This window comes from Pontibacter litorisediminis (assembly GCF_029360645.1).
Classification (GTDB): domain Bacteria; phylum Bacteroidota; class Bacteroidia; order Cytophagales; family Hymenobacteraceae; genus Pontibacter; species Pontibacter litorisediminis.
Genome location: NZ_JARDUA010000006.1, coordinates 34,783 through 53,753 on the forward strand (window position 1 = coordinate 34,783; position 18,971 = coordinate 53,753).

The following is an 18,971-nucleotide window of genomic DNA, read 5'->3' on the forward strand; positions in this document are numbered from 1 at the left end:
TTTAGTTTTTGCCGCAATGTTGCATTTTTCCTGACGAGGTCGTAATTTAGTGTTATGAAGTCTCAGCAGCCACAGCGCTGCCTATAGATATAAAATATTAAGTTTGTTTTCATAGCTTGGAAAGGCACCCTGCACTGTGGGGTGTTTTTTTATTTTTACACAGTGCTGTTCGTACCTATACACAAACGGCCTTTAGTTATTTTGTAGTTGGCGTTGCCTGGGGGAGGCAACACCTAAAAAGAAAGCCACAGCATTTGCTGTGGCTTTTTTGATTTCAGGTAGTGCTGCTTTATTAAGGTTTTGCAATCCAGCTCTCCGGGTTCATGTTAGAGCTGTTCTTCCAGATCTGGAACTGTAGCTCGGTGGTGCCGTCACTGTCGGTGTAGATCGTGCCGATCGTATCTTTCAGCTTGATGTCCTGCCCCGGCTTTACGCTTACCGTTTTCAGCTTAGCATACACAGTAAAGTATTCGCCGTGCTGCACCATCACGATGTTGTTCATGCCCGGCACAGTGGCCACTGTCAACACTTTGCCCTCGAAAATGGCGCGGGCGGTGGCTCCCTGAGCGGTTTGTATGTCCACGCCCCGGTTCTCTACCACCACGCCCTTTAAAACAGGGTGGTTGTGGCGGCCAAACTTCTGCGAGACAAACCCTCGTTCCACAGGCCAGGCCAGGCGGCCTTTGTTGCCGGCAAACGAGGAGGAAATAAGCGCGGCCTCGGGCGTAAGGGTAACTTTATTCGGGCTGCCGCTGGTCTCTTTGCCTGCCTCACGTGCCGCACGGGCGGCACGGGCAATCTCTTCCCGCACAATGTCGGCAATCAGCTTGTCAAGCTTTCTCACAGACTCCTGTCGCTGCGCCACCTCTTTCTTCAGGTTGCTTTCCTGCTGGCTCAGGCGCGAAATCATGGTGTTTTGCTGTTGCTGCAGGTTCTGCAGGTTCTTGTTCTCGGCCAACTGCCTGTTAAGCAGGCTTTGCTTCTGCTCCTTTTTCGTTTCCAGCACGGCCAGCTGCCCGCTAAGGGCGGCCTGAACCTTGCTAATCAGCTCCACCTGCTTTTTACGTGCCTCAGAGTACTGCTGCAGGTAACGCAGGCGCATCACGAACTGGTTAAAGGAGTCGGAGGCAAAGAGGAACATGAGCTTGTTGTAGCTGTTGGCGGTTTTAGAGGCTGCATACACCATGGTGGCGTACTCTTCCTTCAGCTTTTGCAGGTCGTTTTGCAACGATCCCACAATGCCCTCAGTCTCCCGCATGTCGGAGTCCAGCAGGCTCAGCTCCCGGGAGATGTTCTCTATAACTCCCTGCTGTACTGTAATTTTCTCTTTGATGGCGGTGAGTTGGCCAATAGAGGCCTGCTTCTGCTTTGTGGTTTGCTGCAGAATGCGGTTGGCTTCTTTAATGCGGGCGAGGTTTTCCTTTTTCTCCTTCTCCAGCTGCGCCTTTGACTTTGCTTTTTGGGCCACGGTTATCAGCGGCAGGCTCAGCAGAAATAGGAAAAGGGCTAATCTGTAAAGGGCGTTCATCAAAAGGTATAGTTCTTCTACTCTCAGTCTACAAATATGGCGAAACTAAAACGGAAGAACCAACGGGCCCTGAAATTTAATTAAAACGTGAGATGGGTGTAGTCGCCGGGGACGCCAAACGGAAAGCTAAGCGGTTCCTCCGAAACAGTAACACGGCTGTGCTTCAAGGTGAAATCAGACACTTCGCCTTTCTGCAGCACCTGTGCCACCAGTTCATAGGCAAAGGGCACCTGCCCGATCGGGGTAAAGCTGTTATACTTTACAGTGATCGTGTTGCCTGTGTTAACATCCTTTGCGTTCAGCTGCTGCAGCTTGTTGTTCAGGCTGCTGATAAAGTAGTCGAAGGTGAGGTTCTGCCGCTGCTGCTGTATGTGGCTGCGGTCTTCCTGCGCCATAATTTTCTCGGAGCCCATTGCCTGGTAGTTGCCTAGCAGGATGGCCTGCAGCACCTCAAAGTTCACATCCACCTGCAGCTTGCTGCGCAGGAAGCGGTAGTCGGTGGCCACATACTCTTTTTTCAGGCGGTTCATGAAGTACACCGAGTCGGGCGTCAGCATCATGCGGGCGGCCTCAATGCCCAACCCTGGTAGCACTGATACCCAAATCACGCTATCCTTCTGCATCCGGATGCTGACGCCGGAGGACAAGTTATCGTTCTTGTCGTTCAGGGTGATCTGGGCCTTGCTGCTGAGGTAGGAAAAATCGAGGTTCTCTACTTTTACGGCGCCAACCGTGGTGGTGGCTGCAGTGGCGGAGGTAGGTACAGTATCTTTCTTACAGCTTGCCAATAGCAGCAAACCGCACAGGAAAAGCAATAGCTGCTTACTCATAAAGTTTTTTCTCTTTTATCTTTCTGTCGATAAAGGCGGAGGCTTCGCCCTTAAGCTTGGCTTTTTGCCATTGGCTTACGGCCTCTTCTTTCTTGCCGAGTTTAAACAGCACATCGCCGTAATGCTCCACGATGGTGGCATCGTCGGAGATGGCCACGGCTTGCTCCAGGAACTTGCGGGCCTCGGTGTAGTTGCCCATTTTGTACAGCACCCACGCATAAGTATCCAGGTAAGTGGGGTTGGTTGGATGTTGCTTTACCAAGCGTTCCGACATTTGCCGGGCTTTTTCCAGCCCATCCCCCCTCAGCGACAGAAAATAGCTGTAGTTGTTGAGTACGTGCTCGTTGTTGGCATCCTGCACCAGCACAGCTTCATAGGCGGCGTCAGACTTCTCGTAATTTTTAAGGGAGTTGTAGGCATCGCCCAGTTGCATGTTAAACTGCATCACCAGCTCCGGCTCGCCTACCGAAAGACGCTTGCCGTACTCCAGGGCCTTCACTGCCTTTTCAAAGTTCTTCTCTATCAAATGGCCGGTGCCGCTGTAAAACCAGAAAACGGCTTGGTTCGGGAAAAGCTCAAGCGCCTGTTCGGCATGTTTCACCATGGCGGCAGGCTCCTCCAGCTCCGCGTCCAGCAGCACAATCTGTTGCCATATCTTAAAATGGGAGTCATCTAGCTTCACGGCCTTCAGGTAATTGTCGCGGGCCACCTGCTTCTTTCCGACAATGGTCTGCAGGTCGGCGGCCACAGCATAGGCCTTGGCTTCTTCCGGATGCTTCTCTATCGTCAGGTCCACCAGTTCCAGGGCCACCGGCTCAATTTTGGGGTCAGGCAGTTGCCGGATGAAATCCACCAGTATGCGTACTTTGGTGTCGATGTCGAGTTCTGCGCTGGCGAAAGCCTGTTTCACCTGGCGCTCAGACTCCTCCAGCTCACCTTTCTGGCGGTACAGGTCGGAAAGCATCAGGTGGGCAAAAGGGTTGCCGGCCTCCAGGCGCAGGGCCTTATTCAGGGTAGAAATGGCATCGTCGGGGCGGCGGGAGGCGTTGTAGAGCTCGGCCTGGGCCAAAAAGTAGCGCACCTCCGTTGGGTAAGCCTTCAGCAGCTTCTCGCCCTCGGCAATGGCCTTGTCCACGTTCTTCTGACGCAGGTAGATCTGCTGGCGGTTTACCAGCAGCTGCTCCATCTCCCCAAACTCTTTCTCAATGCGCTCATAGGTTTTCAGTGCATCCTCGTAACGCGACTGCGACAAGTATAGATCGGCCAGGTTAAAGAGGTACTCGTTGGAGTTGGGCACATTGGCCAACAGGTCATTGAAGGCCTGGGCAGCGGCATCATACTGCTGTAGCTCCGTGTTGAGCTGGGCCAGCAGCAGGTAATAATAGGCGTTCTTCTTCTCCAGCTTCACGGCGGCCTGGGCGAAAGGCATCGCCGACTTCGGCTCCTTCAGTTGCAGGTAGGTTTCGCCGATCTTGTAGTTCAGGGCAGCGTTGTTGGGGGTAACGGTGTAGGCTTTTTGAAAAAGCTGGAGGGCTTGTTGATAGTCCTCCAGCATAAAATATCTCATGCCATCCAGAAACATCGCCTCGCTTATCTGCCTGTCGCGCTCGCTCGGGGCCTGCACTACGGGGGCCGGTGCCTCCTGGGTGGCTTTGGCCCTCTTCTTTTTAGACGATTGCGCCGTGCTTTCGCCAGTGGCAAGCAAGGCCAGGCAGCAGGTGGCAAGTATGATGTTTCTGAATGTAGTCATGTGTTACTCCGCAAGTGTATTGTAGTCGCCGAGGCTGAGGTCAGACTGGCGCCCCTCATACACAACAAAGTTGCCGAGCATTGAGTTTGCAACGTTGCCGTTTTTGAGGATGGTGTTCTCCTGAACAATGGAGTTGCTCACCACGGAGTTTTCTACGCTTGTGCCGTTGCCAATGGAAACATGCGGGCCAACCACCGAGTTGGTGATCCGGGCGTTTTCGCCAATGTAAACAGGCGGGATAATGACTGCGTTCTCCAGCTTTGCCGACGAGGCCACCAGGCCTTCCTCATCCTTTATATACTCTAAATAGCGTTGGTTAGTATAAACGGTTGCGTTTTTATTTCCGCAATCGAGCCACTCCGAGATAACGGCAGGTATAAACTTGGTGCCTTTGTTCTTCATGTTCTCCAGGGCGTTGGTCAGTTGGTACTCGCCTTTGTCCTTGATGTCGTTGTCGAGCAGGTACTGCAGCTCGTCGCGCAGGTATGCCCCGTCGCGGAAGTAGTAGATACCGATAATGGCCAGGTCGGAGATAAACTCCTGCGGCTTCTCCACAAAGTCAGTGATCTCGTTGTTCTCGTTCAGCTTGATCACGCCGAAGGGGCGCGGGTCCTCCACGCGCTGCACCCAAATCGTGCCGTCGGCGTTGGTGTCGAGCTGGAAGTCGGCCTTGAAAAGCGTGTCGGCGAAAGCCACTACCACTTTGCCTTCTAAAGACTCTTTGGCGCAAAGGATGGCGTGGGCTGTGCCCAGTGCTTCCTCTTGGTATACAATCGTGCCTTTGGCTCCGATCTGGGTAGCGATTTCCCTCAGGTCGTTCTCCACTTCCTCTCCGAAGTGCCCGATAATGAAGGCCACTTCCTCAATCGGCTCGTGGCATACTTTAGCGATATCCTCCACCAGGCGCTGCACAATCGGCTTGCCTGCGATAGGGATAAGCGGTTTCGGTACTGTAAGTGTGTGGGGGCGCATGCGCTTGCCCATTCCGGCCATCGGTATGATAATCCTCATAGCTATTTTTTTGTATCTGGTTTTTATGTTCGAGCTACAGCCCTTTGCTGTAGCTTAGTTATTCGGTGTTGACTATCCGTTACTGGTTGTTCGTTACTCGTTGCTTGTTGCTCATTAACCGGATTTATTCTTGTGCGCGATTAACGAGCAACGACTACTTAACCCCGGTGCTGCCGTAGCCGCCTGCGCCGCGTTCGGTGTCGGAGAGGGAGGCGGCTTGCTGCCACGCCACGCGCTCATACTTTGCCACCACCATCTGAGCGATGCGCTCGCCGTCTTCCACCACAAAATCCTGGTCCGACAGGTTTACCAGCAGCACTTTTATCTCGCCACGGTAATCCGCATCAATGGTGCCCGGGCTGTTGACGATGGAGATGCCGTGCTTATAGGCCAGTCCGCTTCTGGGGCGGATCTGCGCCTCGTGCCCCTCCGGCAGCTCTATGAAGAGCCCCGTCGGGATGAGCGCGCGTTGTAGTGGCTTCAACGTAACAGGTGCATCCAGGTTGGCCCGTAGGTCCATGCCCGCGGAATGTATGGTTTGGTAGCCCGGCAAGTCGTGCTTGGATTGGTTAATGACGTTAACCGGGAGGTTCTTGTTGTTCATCATCTCTAAATATACACATTAAAGTTTAAGGAGCCTGGAGCGCTCCCGCAGCCACACAATAACCAGGAAAGCCGCGCAGATGGCCAGGTGGTAGGCATGGCGCAGCCAAAAGTGCTCGATGTCAACGCCTAAGGCCAACCATACTAGCCCCACCGCCAGTAAAATGTAGGCGGTTATACTTTTTACCGGGTAGGGGATAGGGTAGTGGCGCTGGCCCAAAACGTAACTTGCCAGAGCCATGCTAAAGTAGCAGATAAGGGTGGCGATGGCCGAGCCCATGTAGCCGATGACAGGAATGAGCAGCAGGTTGAAAAGTATGGTGACGGCCGCGCCGCCGAAGCTGATGTAGGTGCCGTACGTTGTCTTGTCTGTTAGCTTGAACCACACCGAAAGGTTGTAGTACACGCCCAGGAACAGGTTGGCCAGCAGCAGCACCGGCACCACCATGATACCTTCGCGGTAGGCCTCGCTGCGCAGGAACAAGGCAAAATCCTCAAGGTTCGCCGAGATGAAGAGGAAGATGAAGGCACAGGCGATCACGAACCACTTCATGATAAGGGCAAAGGTCCGCGGCGAGTTCTTGTCCTCAGCTTGCGAGAAGAAGAACGGCTCGGCGGCATAGCGGAAGGCCTGTATGGCCAGCGTCATGAAAATGGCTAGCTTGTAACAGGCGCTGTAGATGCCCACCACGGCCTCATTGCTGTGCTGGGGGTAGAATCCCTCCGGCAGCCACTCCTCCAGCAGGATACGGTCAATCACCTCGTTTACCATGCCGGCCATGCCCATAAACAGCAGGGGGTACGCGTAAGAGAGCATCGGGCGCAGCAACTCCTTGTTCAGCTCGAACCGGAAGATGCTGAACTCGCGCCACAGCATGGGGATGAGCAGCGCATTGGCCACCAGGTTGATCAGGAAAATGTAGCCGATGCCAAAATCCGGGTCATAAATTTGCGACACCAGCGGCCGTAACTCCTGCAGGTAAGCCCCATCGTAAATATGGCGGCAAACGACCAGGAAGAACAGGTTGGCCCCCACGGTTATAAGAATGTTCGCCAGTTTGATGGAGGCGAACTTAACGGCCTTGTTCTGCAGCCGGAGCCAGGCAAAGGGTATGGCTACAATGGCATCAATGGCAAGTATAACTGCCAGCCAAATAATGTAGTTCTGCTCCTGCGCGGAATAGCCCTTGTAGTCGGCAATAGCCCCGGAGCCAAGTATGAGTACAGCCGTAAAGGCTAGGCTGGAGCCAACGATAAGGCTGAGCACCTGGTTGTAGAGCTTTCGCTGATCGGCACCGGGTTTATTGGCAAACCGGAAAAAGGCCGTCTCCATACCATACGTGTACAGTATGTTGAAGAAGCCCACAAAGGCATACAGGTACGACACCACGCCATACTCTGCCGGCAGAAAGACGGAGGTATAAACGGGTACGAGCAGGTAATTTAAGGCTCTGCCTACGATACTGCTTAAACCGTAGGCAGCAGTTTGCCCGACCAATTTCTTGGCTATACTCATGCGTTCTATTTCAGGGTCGGGGAGGGGCTTGTACTTAGTTTCCGGTGAAGTTGGCTTTGCGCTTCTCTATAAAGGCGCTGGTGCCTTCTACAAAATCCTCGGAGGTGCAGCAGCGGGCAAAGGCGTTAGCCTCTGTCTGGTAGCCGTTCTCGTCGTTGTTGAATACCGCGTTCACGCACTCAATCACCAGCCCAACGGCCAGCGGCGCCTTGCTCATGATTTTCTCCATGATCTCCACGCACTTATCCATCAATTGCTCCTGCGGTACCACGTGGTTCGCCAGGCCAAGCTGCAGCGCCTCCTGCGCATTCACCATATCGGCAGTCATCATCAGTTCCACGGCTTTCCCCTTGCCGATGAGCTGCGTCAGGCGCTGTGTGCCGCCGTAACCCGGTATCAGGCCCAGGTTTACTTCCGGCTGCCCGAAACGCGCGTTCTCTGCCGCCACCCGTATGTGGCAGGCCATGGCCAGTTCGCAGCCCCCGCCCAGGGCAAAGCCGTTCACGGCAGCGATCACAGGCTTCGTGCTGCGCTCAATCATGGCAAACACATCCTGGCCGCGCTCGGCAAAGCTGCGGGCGGTCACCTCGCTCAGCTCGGCGATCTCCGTTATATCGGCACCGGCCACAAATGCCTTGGAGCCGGCCCCCGTAATAATGGCACCTTTGATGCTGGCATCGTCATACACCTGCTGCATCGCGTTTCGGATCTCCCGGATCGTCTCGATGTTGAGCGCGTTCATTTTATCGGCGCGGTTGATGGTGATAAAGAGAATGCCATTTTGCTGGTCGAGCAGCAGGTTTTCGTATATTGCCATAGTTGTAGGTTTCAATTCTTATCAGAATCTTTTTTCTTTGCCACAAATATAAGGATTTAGTTCAATCCGGAACAGCGGTGGCGCTTGCTGCCTGTTAGCGGACGAAAGTGTAGGGAGTTTTGTTGCCGGCTTTGCCGCTGCTGCTCTCTTTCTAAAGTATATTATCATGCTCTTTTATTCCCGACGCCCTTTCACGGTTCTTCTTACAGTTTTCTTTGCGCTCTCTTTTTTGGACTCCCTGGCTCAGCGCCCTGATGTTGTGCCGCCCGCTGTGAACCGTGCTGTTCTATTGCCGCCTGTTGATGCAGCGCCCCTTACTGTGCCGCTGGTAGCCAAGCGGCAGATTGCCGCATCCCCGGTCGTGGCGTCCCCCAAGGTAAACATCTGGGACTTTGGGGGTATCGGTTCTGTCAACTTCAGCCAGGTGAGCCTGTCTAACTGGGCGGCCGGCGGCCAGAACACGGTTTCGGTGCTGGGAAATGCTAACCTGTACGCTAACTATAACCAGGGCAAACACACCTGGAACAACTCGCTTGACCTGACATATGGCCTGGTGAAGCTGGAGGGGAAGCGCGTGCAGAAGAGCGATGATAAAATGGAGCTGAACCTGAAGTACGGCTACCGCGCCTCCAAGCGCTGGTTTTACACCGGGCAGATGAACCTGAAAACGCAGCTGACACCCACCTATACCATCACCCGGGACACGTTGCGCTCCAATTTCTTTGCCCCGGCCTTTATACTTGCCTCACTAGGTATGGACTACAAGCCCAACGAGAAGCTGTCGGTGTTTATTTCGCCTTTTACGGGCAAATTTACCATAGTAGAGAGCCAAATGCTGGCTGACAAAGGCGCTTTCGGGGTGGAGCGCGCCCGGAAAGATGCGGAGGGCAACCCAATTCCCGGCACAGGCAAGCACCTGCGCCGCGAGTTTGGTGGCTACGTGAACGTGCGCTACAAGAATGAGGTACTGAAGAACATCACGCTGCAGTCGAAGCTGGACCTTTTCTCCAATTACCTGCGCGAGCCCGAAAATGTGGACCTGAACTGGGAGAACCTGATCAATTTTAAGGTAAACAAAGTGGTATCGGCCAGCTTTTTTGCACACATGATCTATGATGACGACGTGAAGATAGACGTGGACCGGTCGGGCGATGATAAGGTGGACGGAAAGGGGCCGCGCCTGCAGGTGAAGCAGACTCTCGGCATAGGGATATCGTACAAATTTAAATAGAAGGAATTTTCTGCAGCGGCGTTGCGTTTTGCAAAAAATGTATACTTTTAGAACCTGTTTGCGTTGTATACATGAAACGTTAACAAGCTGTTATGAAGAAACTAATTCTGTTGTTGTTTTCTCTTGGAATTGTACTTTGTGTTTCGGAAGCCAAAGCCCAGTCGTCTTTAAGTAGCGATAGCGGGAAGGATGAATATTGGGGAACTGCCAAGGCTGACACCAAAGGCGCTTCTGTAGATGCCGTTGACCGCCGTTCTTCCGGCTTGGATGCCCGCTTTAACACCTATGAGGGTGAAACACGCTCTAGCTTTGCCAAAAGGAGGATTGCCAACAGCAAGCGCATGAAAGAGATTCTGAAGAAGGAGGATAAAATGATGAAGAAGCGTAAGCGTGACCGAAGCAAGCTGAAGCGCATGGGGCTGCTGAAAGGGCCCAACGACTAATGCCTTCACAGAGAACGTAAGAGAAGCAAATACAATGTCCTGTAAAGTATAAAAGGGCTGCTCCCCAAAAGGGAGGCAGCCCTTTCTCTTTTCCAGGCCTTGCTGCGCCTGCACATCCACGCTGCAGCGACTAGAGAAGACGCTACCTTGCTTGTTGGCTTAGTTTACCAGCCTCGGCTTCTGTTGCTATACTCCAACAGGAGGCACAAGTATAGCAGGTGCTTTGGGTACAAAGCCAAAGGGCCCCGGCACTTTCAGTTGCCGGGGCCCTTTTATACTTATGTGCTGCGCTGCTGTTACAGCGTACGCTTCACTTCCTTCTCCACATAGGCCTCGATGATGTCGCCTACCTGGATGTCGTTGTAGCCTTTCAGGCTGATACCGCACTCGTAGCCTTGTCTTACCTCGGCCACGTCGTCCTTGAATCGCTTCAGGGCCAGTATCTCGCCATCATGCACCACAATGCCGTCGCGCACCAGGCGTACCTTGGCGTTACGCTGTATCGTGCCGTCTGTAACCATACAACCTGCAATGGTACCCACTTTGCTGATCTTGAAGACCTCACGTACTTCTACGTTACCGGTGATCTCCTCTTTCAGCGTAGGGGCAAGCATGCCTTCCATGGCATCCTTCACCTCGTTGATGGCGTCGTAGATGATCGAGTACAGGCGCACGTCAATCTGCTCCTGCTCGGCCAGCCTGCGGGCGTTCTGCGACGGACGCACCTGGAAGCCGATGATGATCGCGTCAGAGGCGGAGGCAAGCAGTACGTCAGACTCAGATATGGCACCCACACCCTTGCTGATGATATTTACCTGCACTTCGTTTGTTGACAGCTTCAGCAACGAGTCGGAGAGAGCTTCTACCGAGCCGTCCACGTCACCTTTCACGATCACGTTCAGTTCCTTGAAGGTACCGATTGCCAAGCGGCGACCGATCTCATCCAGGGTGATGTGCTTACGGGTGCGCAGGCTCTGCTCACGCTGCAGCTGCGAGCGGTTGGAGGCGATCTCTCTGGCTTCGCGCTCAGACTCCATCACCACGAACTTGTCACCCGCCTGCGGCGCGCCATCCAGACCCAGCAACTGTACCGGGGTCGATGGGCCAGCCTCTTTCATTTTCTTGCCACGATGGTCGGTCATGGCTTTTACCCTACCGTAGTGAGAGCCAGCCAGTACCACGTCACCGATCTTCAGCGTACCGGTCTGTACCAGTACGGTGGCCACATAGCCACGGCCTTTATCCAGAGAGGCTTCGATCACTGTACCAATGGCCGAGCGGTCAGGGTTAGCCTTCAGCTCCAACAGTTCTGCCTCGAGCAACACTTTCTCCAGCAGGTCTGCCACACCAAGGCCGGTTTTGGCAGAAACCTCCTGTGACTGGTATTTACCACCCCATTCTTCCACCAGTATATTCATCTGGGCAAGCTCTTCACGAACTTTGTCCGGGTTGGCCGAAGGCTTATCAATCTTATTCAGGGCAATGATGATCGGAGCACCTGCAGCCTGCGCGTGGTTGATCGCTTCTTTGGTCTGTGGCATCACCGAGTCATCGGCCGCTACCACGATAATAACCACGTCCGTTACCTTGGCACCACGGGCACGCATCGCCGTAAAGGCTTCGTGACCAGGTGTGTCCAGGAAAGTAACCGTACGCCCGCTTTCCGTCTGTACCTTGTAGGCACCGATGTGCTGCGTAATACCACCGGCCTCACCGGCTGTTACGTTCGCGTTGCGGATGTAGTCGAGCAGGGACGTTTTACCGTGGTCAACGTGTCCCATGATAGTTACGACAGGAGCCCGGTCAGTCAAGGCCTCCTCGTTCTCCTCTACAATATCCTCCAGGCCTTGCTCTTCCTCGGATGTGATGAAGTCAACAGCGTAGCCAAATTCATCAGCTATGATGGTGATGGCCTCTGCATCCAGGCGCTGGTTAATGGAAACGAACATGCCCAGCTGCATACACACCTTGATCACGTCGTTTACGCTCACATCCATCAGGGAAGCCAGGTCGTTCGCCGAAACGAACTCCGTTACACGCAGTGTCTTAGACTCTGCCTGCTCCTGCATGCGGCGCTCCTCGGTTGCATCGGCAATGGCCGAGCGCTTTTCGCGGCGGTATTTGGCGCGGTTGCCCCCGCCTCCTTTGCCCCCGCTAAGCTTGGCAAGCGTAGCCTTGATCTGCTCCTGAATTTCCTTGTCAGTAACCTCCGCTTTCTCGGCTCTGGCTGGTTTGCCTTTGCCTGGCTTGCCCGGGCGTGGGCCTCGGTCTGGGCGGTTGTGCTGCTGGGCAGGCTGTATCGGGCGGTTCGGGCCCTGTCCTGGTCCCTGCCCTTGCTGGCCTCCTTGTTGCTGGCCACCTTCCGTGGCCACCATAATGCGCTTACGCTTCTTCTTCTTACCCTTGCGGTCATCAGACGAAGCAACGGGCTTGGCGCCTTTTCTGCGCGACTCTACCGGCAATTCGATTTTGCCCAGTACAGTTAGACCTTTAAGCTGGTCTGCTTTTGCTGTAATCGTTTCTATATTTTCTCTTGTTTCTGTGCCTTTGTTTGCCTCTGCAGGTGCGGCCGGTTGCTGTGGCTCCTTCTCTGCGGCGGGCTCTTTAGGTGCTGGCGCTGCCGGTTTCTCGGCAACGGGCTCTGCTTGCGGTGCAGGCGCTTCAGGCTGTGGCTTGGCAGGTGCCTCAGGTGCTTTGGCGGCTGGTGCAGCAGGGGCCTCCGGCTCCTGTTTTGCTGGCGCTTCAGCCTTCGGGGCAGCTGCCGGCTCGGCAGTTGCTTCGGCTTTAGGCGCCTCTGGAGCAGGGGCTGGGGCAGGTTTCTCTTCTGCCTTAGGGGCCTCTGGTTTTGGCTCCGGCTGCTTTGGAACAGGTCTGCCTTTGGCATCCAGCTCGATCTTGCCCAGTACCTTTATGCCTGGCAGCTTAGATGCAGGCTCGCCGGCTGGCTCCTCTTTTTTAGGTGCTGCCGGTGCCTCTTGCGCTTTGGCGTTTTTAATCAGAATCTCTTGCTCTGGCTCACTTGCCTTCTTCGGCTCGTGGGCAGGCTCCGACTCAACAACCTGGTTCGTCTGCGGCTTTTTACCAATATGAATCTCATCCGCCTCCTGCTTTTCCTGCATGGATGCAGCGAACTCCTTAGCCAGCATATTGAACTGCTCTGCCGTGATTTTGGTGGTTGGCTTGTTTTCCACCTCAAACCCTTTAGCAGAGAGGTAATCCACGATGGTAGATGTACCAATGTTTAAAGTAGTCGCAACCTGTTTAAGCCTCCTTGTTTTTTCTTCTGCCATTTTGTTCTTATATGCTGTCTAGTTATTCGTATTAAAAGTATAGTTGCCTTATTCCTAAAGGTATAGGTTGTGCTCCTGGCTAACTTTCTTCAAAATTAGCGCAACGAAGCACAACTCACAACTATTGATTATCTTCTTCTTCCAACTCTTCGCGGAGGATTGAAAGCACATCGTCGATGGTCTCCTCCTCCAGCTCCGTACGGCGCAGCAGATCTTCCTTACTTACGGCCAGCACACTCTTGGCGGTATCCAAGCCGATGCGGCGAAGTTCTGCAATCACCCAATCCTCGATCTCATCCGTGAATTCCTCCAGGCTGATGTCTTCCTCATACGTCTCCGACTCACGGAACACGTCGATCTCCATGTCTACCAAACGGCTGGCCAGCTTAATGTTCTGCCCGCCTTTGCCGATCGCCAGCGATACCTGGTCAGGCTTCAGGAACACAGACACGCGCTTGTTCTCGTCGTCTACCTTCATGCTGCTAATCTTAGCCGGGCTAAGGGCGCGCTGAATGTAGAGCTCCAGGTTCTCCGTATAGTTGATCACGTCGATATTCTCGTTCTCCAGCTCGCGCACGATGCTGTGGATACGGGAGCCTTTCATACCTACGCAGGCGCCTACCGGGTCAATGCGGTCATCGAACGACTCTACGGCTACCTTGGCGCGCTCACCTGGCTCACGGACGATTTTCTTGATGGCGATCAGGCCGTCGAAAATCTCCGGCACCTCGTTCTCGAACAGGCGCTCCAGGAAGGTAGGAGAGGTACGCGAAAGGATGATTTTCGGGTTTCCGTTCACGATCTCTACGCGCTGCACCACGGCTCTTACTACGTCGCCTTTGCGGTAACGGTCTTTCGGGATCTGCTCATTTTTAGGGATAAGCAGTTCGTTCTCCTCCTGGTCGAGCAGCAGTACCTCGCGGTTCCATACCTGGTACACCTCACCGGAGATGATCTCGCCTACCAGATCCTTATACTTCTGGAACAGCAACTCCTTCTCCATGTCCTTGATGCGCTGGATCAGCGTCTGGCGGGCCGTGAGCACGGCGCGGCGGCCAAAGTCCTCCAGCTTCACCTCCTCCGACACTTCCTCGCCAACCTCAAAGTCCGGCTCAATCTTGCGGGCGTCAGACAAGGCAATTTTATCATGGTCCCAGATGTCCTCGGAGTTGTCGTCCACGATCTCGCGGTTACGCCAGATTTCCAGGTCTCCCTTCTCCACATTCAGGATGATGTCGAAGTTCTCATCGGTGCCCCACTTCTTGCGGATCATGGTGCGGAACACATCCTCCAGGATGCGCATCATGGTCGGGCGGTCTATGTTCTTGAATTTCGCAAATTCGGCGAACGACTCGATCAGGACTGAACTGTTCATTATCTTATCATTTAAATGAGATTACAACATTTGCTTTTACAATGTCCCCGAAGGGTATCTGCACAGGCACATACGTTGCCTTTTTTCCTTTTTGTTTTACTTCCTCCATCAAGTTTAGCCCGGTGTCGGTTACCTCCTCCAGCTTGCCGGTTTTCTCGGTGCCGTCCTGCAGCTTTACCTTCAGGCTGCGGCCCGTGTGGCGCTTAAACTGCTGCGGTTGCGTCAGGGGGAAGTCCACACCTGGCGAACTCACCTCCAGCACGTAAGCCATGTCTTCGCCAAAAGCCTCGGCTATCTTGGCGTTGATGCGGCGGCTGATGCTAGCGCATTGGTCTATGGTGATGCCCTGCTCGCCGTCGGCCAGCACCGTTATCTTGGGCCTGGCCGGTGAGTCTGACACCGCCACATCCACAATAAACAAGTCACTGTCTGGCAGGCTGGCCTCGGCCATTTCTCTTATATTCTTCGCAGTAAGTGCCATAGCAAACGGATAAGAAATAAAGAAGGGGACTTTGTGTCCCCCTCAGCTCCTTGGAAATATTGCTGCAAATTTACTACAAATTCATTATATACACAACAAATTATGTAGCGATGATCCCTGCGATGATTTAAATCATTGCTTCGCGGGAAATCATGTGTGGGTTTACTCATCGGCCATGGCCAAAAGCGGCAGCCGGAATCTTATTGAAAAACAGTGGCAGGCTGCATTTAGTTCGCCAGTAGTTACAATGCCTATGCAGGCGGTAAGTAACTGTTTGTACGGGCACAGAGATATTCTGTAGGGCAGCTTGGAATAGATAGATGCAGAATTCGTAAGTTTGCTCTCGTGTCAGGAACATTCAAATTAATTCGCAGACGGGTATGGCTTATTCTGAACACCCTGGTGGTGCTTTGGATGCTGTTGGGCGTGGTATGCCTACAGGTGCCACCCAGCAGTTTCTGGCTGGCCGGCTTTGTGGCTTTCTCGCTCCCGGGGGCGCTTGTGCTTAACTTTCTGTTCCTGGTTTACTGGGTGCTGCGCCGCTCGTGGCTGTTGGTGCTGCCGCTCTCGGCGTTTATACTTGGGTGGAGCTACTATGGCCGCCTGGTTGCCATTAACTTTGGCAAGGAGGTTCCTGAGGAAGCCAAAACACTGCAGGTGATGAGCTTTAACGTGCATGTGTTTAACGCCTACGACAAGATTGTAAAGGGCGTGCCCCAGGTGTCTACCGACATGATTGACTGGGTGGCCCAGCATCCCGCCGATGTGTTTTGCCTGCAGGAATTCTACAGCCGCGTGAACTCTGTGGAGTATAATAACTTCAAGCGCATCGGGGAGCGTTACGGGAGGTATAAGTATGCCTCTACCTCTGTAGGAGATAGGATTGCCGCTGACTTGGGAATTGCGATCTTTTCGAAGTACCCGATCGTGGAAAGTGGCACCATCAGGTTTGAGAACACACCGGCGCGAAGCGCCAACCGCGCCGCCTGGGTTGATATTGATGTGAAAGGAGATACCGTGCGGGTATATGCGGTGCACCTGCAGTCGATGAGCATCAAGTCGGAGGACATTGAGAATACTTACTCGGCTATCGGCGACGAGACAAGCTTCAAGAAAGAGAGCCGCAACCTGGCGCGCCGCCTGCGCAGCGGGTTTATCTCCCGTGCCACCCAGGTGCAGCATTTGCTGGAACACGTGCAGGCCTCGCCTTACCCGGTTATTGTGTGTGGCGACTTCAACGACATCCCCTTCAGTTATACTTACAACGAACTGGCAAAGGAGCTGCAGAACGCGCATGAAAAAGCGGGCAACGGGGTGGGGGCCACCTACAACGGCCTGCTCCCGTTCCTGCGCATCGATAACCAGTTCTATAGCCAGGAGCTGGAGGCATACAACTTTCAGACGCACTACGAGATGGGACTCTCTGACCATTTCCCGATTTCGGCAACGTACGTGCTACAGCCAAAGAGCGCTGAATAGCGTTAGGAGAAGGAGCGCAATATTTATTAGTTTTGAGTCACAATCGGCCATGGCGCCGTGAAGATACAAGTACGGCAACTGAAAGAAAGGAGCCTATACTTAAGAATTATGCAACAGAAACTGAACCTGTACAATACGCTTACGCGAAAGAAAGAGGAATTTGAGCCGCTGCACGCCCCTTTTGTGGGGATGTATGTGTGCGGCCCAACCGTGTATGGGGAGCCGCACCTGGGCCACGCCCGCAGTGCCGTTACCTTTGATGTACTGTACCGCTACCTGAAGTATCAAGGGTATAAGGTACGCTATGTGCGCAACATCACCGATGTGGGCCACCTGGAGAACGATGCCGATGAGGGCGAGGACAAGATCCAGAAGCGGGCCAAGCTGGAGCACCTGGAGCCGATGGAGGTGGTGAACCACTACACCAACATCTACCACAACGAGATGCAGAAGCTCAACGTGCTGTCGCCGGATATTGAGCCACGCGCTTCCGGCCACATTATAGAGCAGATCGAGATGATCCAGGAGATACTCGACAACAGCCTGGCCTACGAGGTGAACGGCTCGGTATACTTCGATGTGGCGGCCTACAACAAAGACCACAACTACGGAAAGTTGTCCGGCCGCAACATTGAGGACCTGATCGGCAACACCCGTACGCTGGAAGGGCAGGAGGAGAAGCGCTCGCCGTTTGACTTTGCCCTCTGGAAAAAGGCCTCCCCGACACATATTATGCGCTGGCCTTCACCGTGGAGCGACGGCTTTCCGGGCTGGCACCTGGAGTGCTCGGCCATGAGCCGCAAGTACCTGGGCAAAACCTTTGACATCCACGGTGGCGGACTGGACCTGATGTTTCCGCACCACGAGTGCGAGATTGCGCAGAACCAGGCCAGCTGCGACCACAGCGACGGCGCCAAGTACTGGATCCATAACAACATGATCACAGTGAACGGGCAGAAGATGGGCAAGTCGCTGGGCAACTTCATTAACCTGAGCGAGCTCTTTAGCGGCAACCACGAGATGCTGGAGCAGGCCTATACACCCATGACGATCCGCTTCTTTATACTGCAGGCGCACTACCGCAGCACCCTCGACTTCAGCAACGAGGCTTTGCAGGCGGCGCGCAAAGGCTACACCAAGCTGATGAACGGCCTGCGTGTGCTCAAGAAACTGCGTTACCCGGAGGCGGAAACGGAGGTAGTGCCGGACGAGAAGCTGAACGAGGAGCTGCAGAAGCTCTCCCAAGACTGCTTCCGCGGCCTGAACGATGACCTGAACACAGCCAAAACCATTGCCTCGCTGTTTAACCTGCTCAAGAAAATAAACAGCCTGTACCTGGGGCAGATTGATGTGGCGCAGCTCTCCAGAGGGACATTTGACCTGATGTACGACACTTACCAGGAGTTGGTGCTGGACGTGCTGGGGCTGAAGGAAGAAACGGTAGGCAACATGGAAGAGGTGCTGCACCTGGTGCTCTCGTTCTACAAAGAGGCCAAGGAGCAGAAAGCCTATGACAAGGTGGATGCCATCCGGGCTGAGCTGAAGCGGCAGGGCATCGTGATTAAAGACATGAAAACCGGAATAGACTGGGCTTATGAAGAATAAACTAAATATGCTGGCGCTGCTGCTTTGCGGAACCCTTTGCCTCACGGCCTGCGACTCTGCCGAGAAAAGCGGTAGCCAGGCGAATGGGGTAGAGGAGGAATCACCTACAGCCGTACAGGCCCCGGCCTTCAACGCCGACTCGGCTTATGCTTTTGTGGCAAAGCAGGTGGCCTTTGGCCCGCGTGTTCCCAACACGGGCCCGCACTTCCAGACCGGCGAGTGGATTGTGGCTAAGCTGAAAGAGTATGGCGCGCAGGTGCAGGAGCAGAAGTTCCAGGCCAAGGCCTACGACGGCACGGTGCTGAACCTGCGCAACATCATCGCCTCCTATAACCCGGGCGCAACCAAGCGCATCCTGCTGGCCGCCCACTGGGACACCCGCCCCATCGCCGACAAGGACGAGAACAACCCTGAGGAACCCATAGACGGCGCTAACGACGGTGCCAGCGGGGTAGGGGTGTTGCTGGAGATCGCCCGCACGATCAACGAGGCGCAGCAGAAACCAGAGGTGGGCGTGGACTTGATCTTCTTTGACGGGGAAGACTACGGCCAGCCGGACGACAGCCCGATGCCGTACGTGCAGGACTCCTGGTGCCTGGGCTCACAGTACTGGAGCAGAAACAAGCACAACGCCAACTACCGCGCCAACTTCGGGATACTGCTGGACATGGTGGGAGCCGAGAATGCGCGCTTCACGCGCGAGGGGTACTCCAGGCAATTTGCCAACGACATTGTGAACAAAGTATGGAAGGCCGGCAACAACATTGGCTACTCCGATTACTTTAAGTACCAGAACGCGCCGGCTATTACCGATGACCATTACTACGTGAACACGTTGGCCAAAATCCGGATGATTGATATTGTGGAGCTGCACCCGAACGCCAGTAACGGGGATATTTTCGGCCCGTACCACCACCGCCACACCGACACCATGGACGTGATCAGCCAGAATACGCTGAAGGCTGTGGGGCAGACCGTGCTGCACGTCGTGTACAACGAGTAGTTAAAAAAT

The 18,971-nt window shown here is 54.2% G+C and carries 15 protein-coding genes; 5 read left to right on the forward strand and 10 right to left on the reverse strand.

Translation table 11 applies throughout. The features are described 5' to 3' along the window. Nucleotides 1-292: 292 nt before the first annotated feature. From PXG97_RS16245 to PXG97_RS16275, 7 genes are all read right to left on the reverse strand, one after another. Nucleotides 293-1,528 (reverse strand): murein hydrolase activator EnvC family protein, encoded by a 1,236-nt coding sequence (locus PXG97_RS16245; protein ID WP_276498847.1) that lies wholly within the window; start codon nucleotides 1,526-1,528, stop codon nucleotides 293-295. A gap of 80 nt (nucleotides 1,529-1,608) precedes the next feature. Beyond that, nucleotides 1,609-2,358 carry a lipoprotein insertase outer membrane protein LolB1 gene (gene lolB1, locus PXG97_RS16250; RefSeq protein WP_276498848.1) on the reverse strand — a complete coding sequence of 250 codons (750 nt, stop codon included), beginning with the start codon at nucleotides 2,356-2,358 and terminating at the stop codon, nucleotides 1,609-1,611. Next, entirely contained in the window at nucleotides 2,351-4,108 is a 1,758-nt protein-coding gene (locus PXG97_RS16255; protein WP_276498849.1) for a tetratricopeptide repeat protein, read from the reverse strand. The genes lolB1 and PXG97_RS16255 overlap by 8 nt, the downstream gene beginning before the upstream one ends. A 3-nt stretch (nucleotides 4,109-4,111) precedes the next feature. Continuing rightward, nucleotides 4,112-5,119 (reverse strand): sugar phosphate nucleotidyltransferase, encoded by a 1,008-nt coding sequence (locus PXG97_RS16260; protein ID WP_276498850.1) that lies wholly within the window; start codon nucleotides 5,117-5,119, stop codon nucleotides 4,112-4,114. A gap of 154 nt (nucleotides 5,120-5,273) precedes the next feature. Continuing rightward, a complete protein-coding gene (gene dut / locus PXG97_RS16265) occupies nucleotides 5,274-5,723 on the reverse strand; it encodes a dUTP diphosphatase (protein ID WP_276499083.1) in 450 nt (149 codons plus the stop codon). A gap of 18 nt (nucleotides 5,724-5,741) precedes the next feature. Next, a complete protein-coding gene (locus PXG97_RS16270) occupies nucleotides 5,742-7,238 on the reverse strand; it encodes a lipopolysaccharide biosynthesis protein (RefSeq protein WP_276498851.1) in 1,497 nt (498 codons plus the stop codon). A 34-nt stretch (nucleotides 7,239-7,272) separates the two neighbouring features. Continuing rightward, nucleotides 7,273-8,055: an enoyl-CoA hydratase/isomerase family protein gene (locus PXG97_RS16275; RefSeq protein ID WP_276498852.1), complete on the reverse strand. Its 783-nt coding sequence runs from the start codon at nucleotides 8,053-8,055 to the stop codon at nucleotides 7,273-7,275. A 271-nt stretch (nucleotides 8,056-8,326) separates the two neighbouring features. On the opposite strand from PXG97_RS16275, the gene PXG97_RS16280 reads away from it, so the two are divergent. Both PXG97_RS16280 and PXG97_RS16285 read left to right on the forward strand, forming a co-directional pair. Continuing rightward, the gene (locus tag PXG97_RS16280; RefSeq protein ID WP_276498853.1) at nucleotides 8,327-9,286 is read left to right on the forward strand and encodes a DUF3078 domain-containing protein; all 960 of its coding nucleotides are present in this window, start codon (nucleotides 8,327-8,329) and stop codon (nucleotides 9,284-9,286) included. A 92-nt stretch (nucleotides 9,287-9,378) separates the two neighbouring features. Further along, nucleotides 9,379-9,729 (forward strand): hypothetical protein, encoded by a 351-nt coding sequence (locus tag PXG97_RS16285; protein WP_276498854.1) that lies wholly within the window; start codon nucleotides 9,379-9,381, stop codon nucleotides 9,727-9,729. 296 nt (nucleotides 9,730-10,025) lie between these two features. On the opposite strand, the gene infB is transcribed toward PXG97_RS16285, so the two are convergent. From infB to PXG97_RS16300, 3 genes are all read right to left on the reverse strand, one after another. Further along, nucleotides 10,026-13,019 (reverse strand): translation initiation factor IF-2, encoded by a 2,994-nt coding sequence (gene infB / locus PXG97_RS16290; RefSeq protein WP_276498855.1) that lies wholly within the window; start codon nucleotides 13,017-13,019, stop codon nucleotides 10,026-10,028. A 121-nt stretch (nucleotides 13,020-13,140) separates the two neighbouring features. Continuing rightward, nucleotides 13,141-14,394, reverse strand: a complete 1,254-nt coding sequence (gene nusA / locus PXG97_RS16295) for a transcription termination factor NusA (RefSeq protein ID WP_276498856.1) — start codon at nucleotides 14,392-14,394, stop codon at nucleotides 13,141-13,143. A gap of 7 nt (nucleotides 14,395-14,401) precedes the next feature. Further along, nucleotides 14,402-14,875: a ribosome maturation factor RimP gene (locus tag PXG97_RS16300; protein WP_276498857.1), complete on the reverse strand. Its 474-nt coding sequence runs from the start codon at nucleotides 14,873-14,875 to the stop codon at nucleotides 14,402-14,404. Between the two features lie 345 nt (nucleotides 14,876-15,220). Here PXG97_RS16300 and PXG97_RS16305 point away from each other — a divergent pair, with 345 nt between their 5' ends. From PXG97_RS16305 to PXG97_RS16315, 3 genes are all read left to right on the forward strand, one after another. Beyond that, nucleotides 15,221-16,354: an endonuclease/exonuclease/phosphatase family protein gene (locus PXG97_RS16305; RefSeq protein WP_276498858.1), complete on the forward strand. Its 1,134-nt coding sequence runs from the start codon at nucleotides 15,221-15,223 to the stop codon at nucleotides 16,352-16,354. 108 nt (nucleotides 16,355-16,462) lie between these two features. Further along, nucleotides 16,463-17,959, forward strand: coding sequence for a cysteine--tRNA ligase (cysS, locus tag PXG97_RS16310; protein ID WP_276498859.1), 1,497 nt, complete (start codon nucleotides 16,463-16,465; stop codon nucleotides 17,957-17,959). Beyond that, nucleotides 17,949-18,962 carry a M28 family peptidase gene (locus PXG97_RS16315; protein ID WP_276498860.1) on the forward strand — a complete coding sequence of 338 codons (1,014 nt, stop codon included), beginning with the start codon at nucleotides 17,949-17,951 and terminating at the stop codon, nucleotides 18,960-18,962. The genes cysS and PXG97_RS16315 overlap by 11 nt, the downstream gene beginning before the upstream one ends. Nucleotides 18,963-18,971: the final 9 nt, after the last annotated feature.

Bases quoted from the DNA above. Each gene is read 5' to 3' on its own strand.
- PXG97_RS16245 (WP_276498847.1), bottom strand. From the start codon at position 1,528: ATGAACGCCCTTTACAGATTAGCCCTTTTCCTATTTCTGCTGAGCCTG.
- lolB1 (WP_276498848.1), bottom strand. From the start codon at position 2,358: ATGAGTAAGCAGCTATTGCTTTTCCTGTGCGGTTTGCTGCTATTGGCA.
- PXG97_RS16255 (WP_276498849.1), bottom strand. From the start codon at position 4,108: ATGACTACATTCAGAAACATCATACTTGCCACCTGCTGCCTGGCCTTG.
- PXG97_RS16260 (WP_276498850.1), bottom strand. From the start codon at position 5,119: ATGAGGATTATCATACCGATGGCCGGAATGGGCAAGCGCATGCGCCCC.
- dut (WP_276499083.1), bottom strand. From the start codon at position 5,723: ATGAACAACAAGAACCTCCCGGTTAACGTCATTAACCAATCCAAGCAC.
- PXG97_RS16270 (WP_276498851.1), bottom strand. From the start codon at position 7,238: ATGAGTATAGCCAAGAAATTGGTCGGGCAAACTGCTGCCTACGGTTTA.
- PXG97_RS16275 (WP_276498852.1), bottom strand. From the start codon at position 8,055: ATGGCAATATACGAAAACCTGCTGCTCGACCAGCAAAATGGCATTCTC.
- PXG97_RS16285 (WP_276498854.1), top strand. From the start codon at position 9,379: ATGAAGAAACTAATTCTGTTGTTGTTTTCTCTTGGAATTGTACTTTGT.
- infB (WP_276498855.1), bottom strand. From the start codon at position 13,019: ATGGCAGAAGAAAAAACAAGGAGGCTTAAACAGGTTGCGACTACTTTA.
- nusA (WP_276498856.1), bottom strand. From the start codon at position 14,394: ATGAACAGTTCAGTCCTGATCGAGTCGTTCGCCGAATTTGCGAAATTC.
- PXG97_RS16300 (WP_276498857.1), bottom strand. From the start codon at position 14,875: ATGGCACTTACTGCGAAGAATATAAGAGAAATGGCCGAGGCCAGCCTG.
- cysS (WP_276498859.1), top strand. From the start codon at position 16,463: ATGCAACAGAAACTGAACCTGTACAATACGCTTACGCGAAAGAAAGAG.
- PXG97_RS16315 (WP_276498860.1), top strand. From the start codon at position 17,949: ATGAAGAATAAACTAAATATGCTGGCGCTGCTGCTTTGCGGAACCCTT.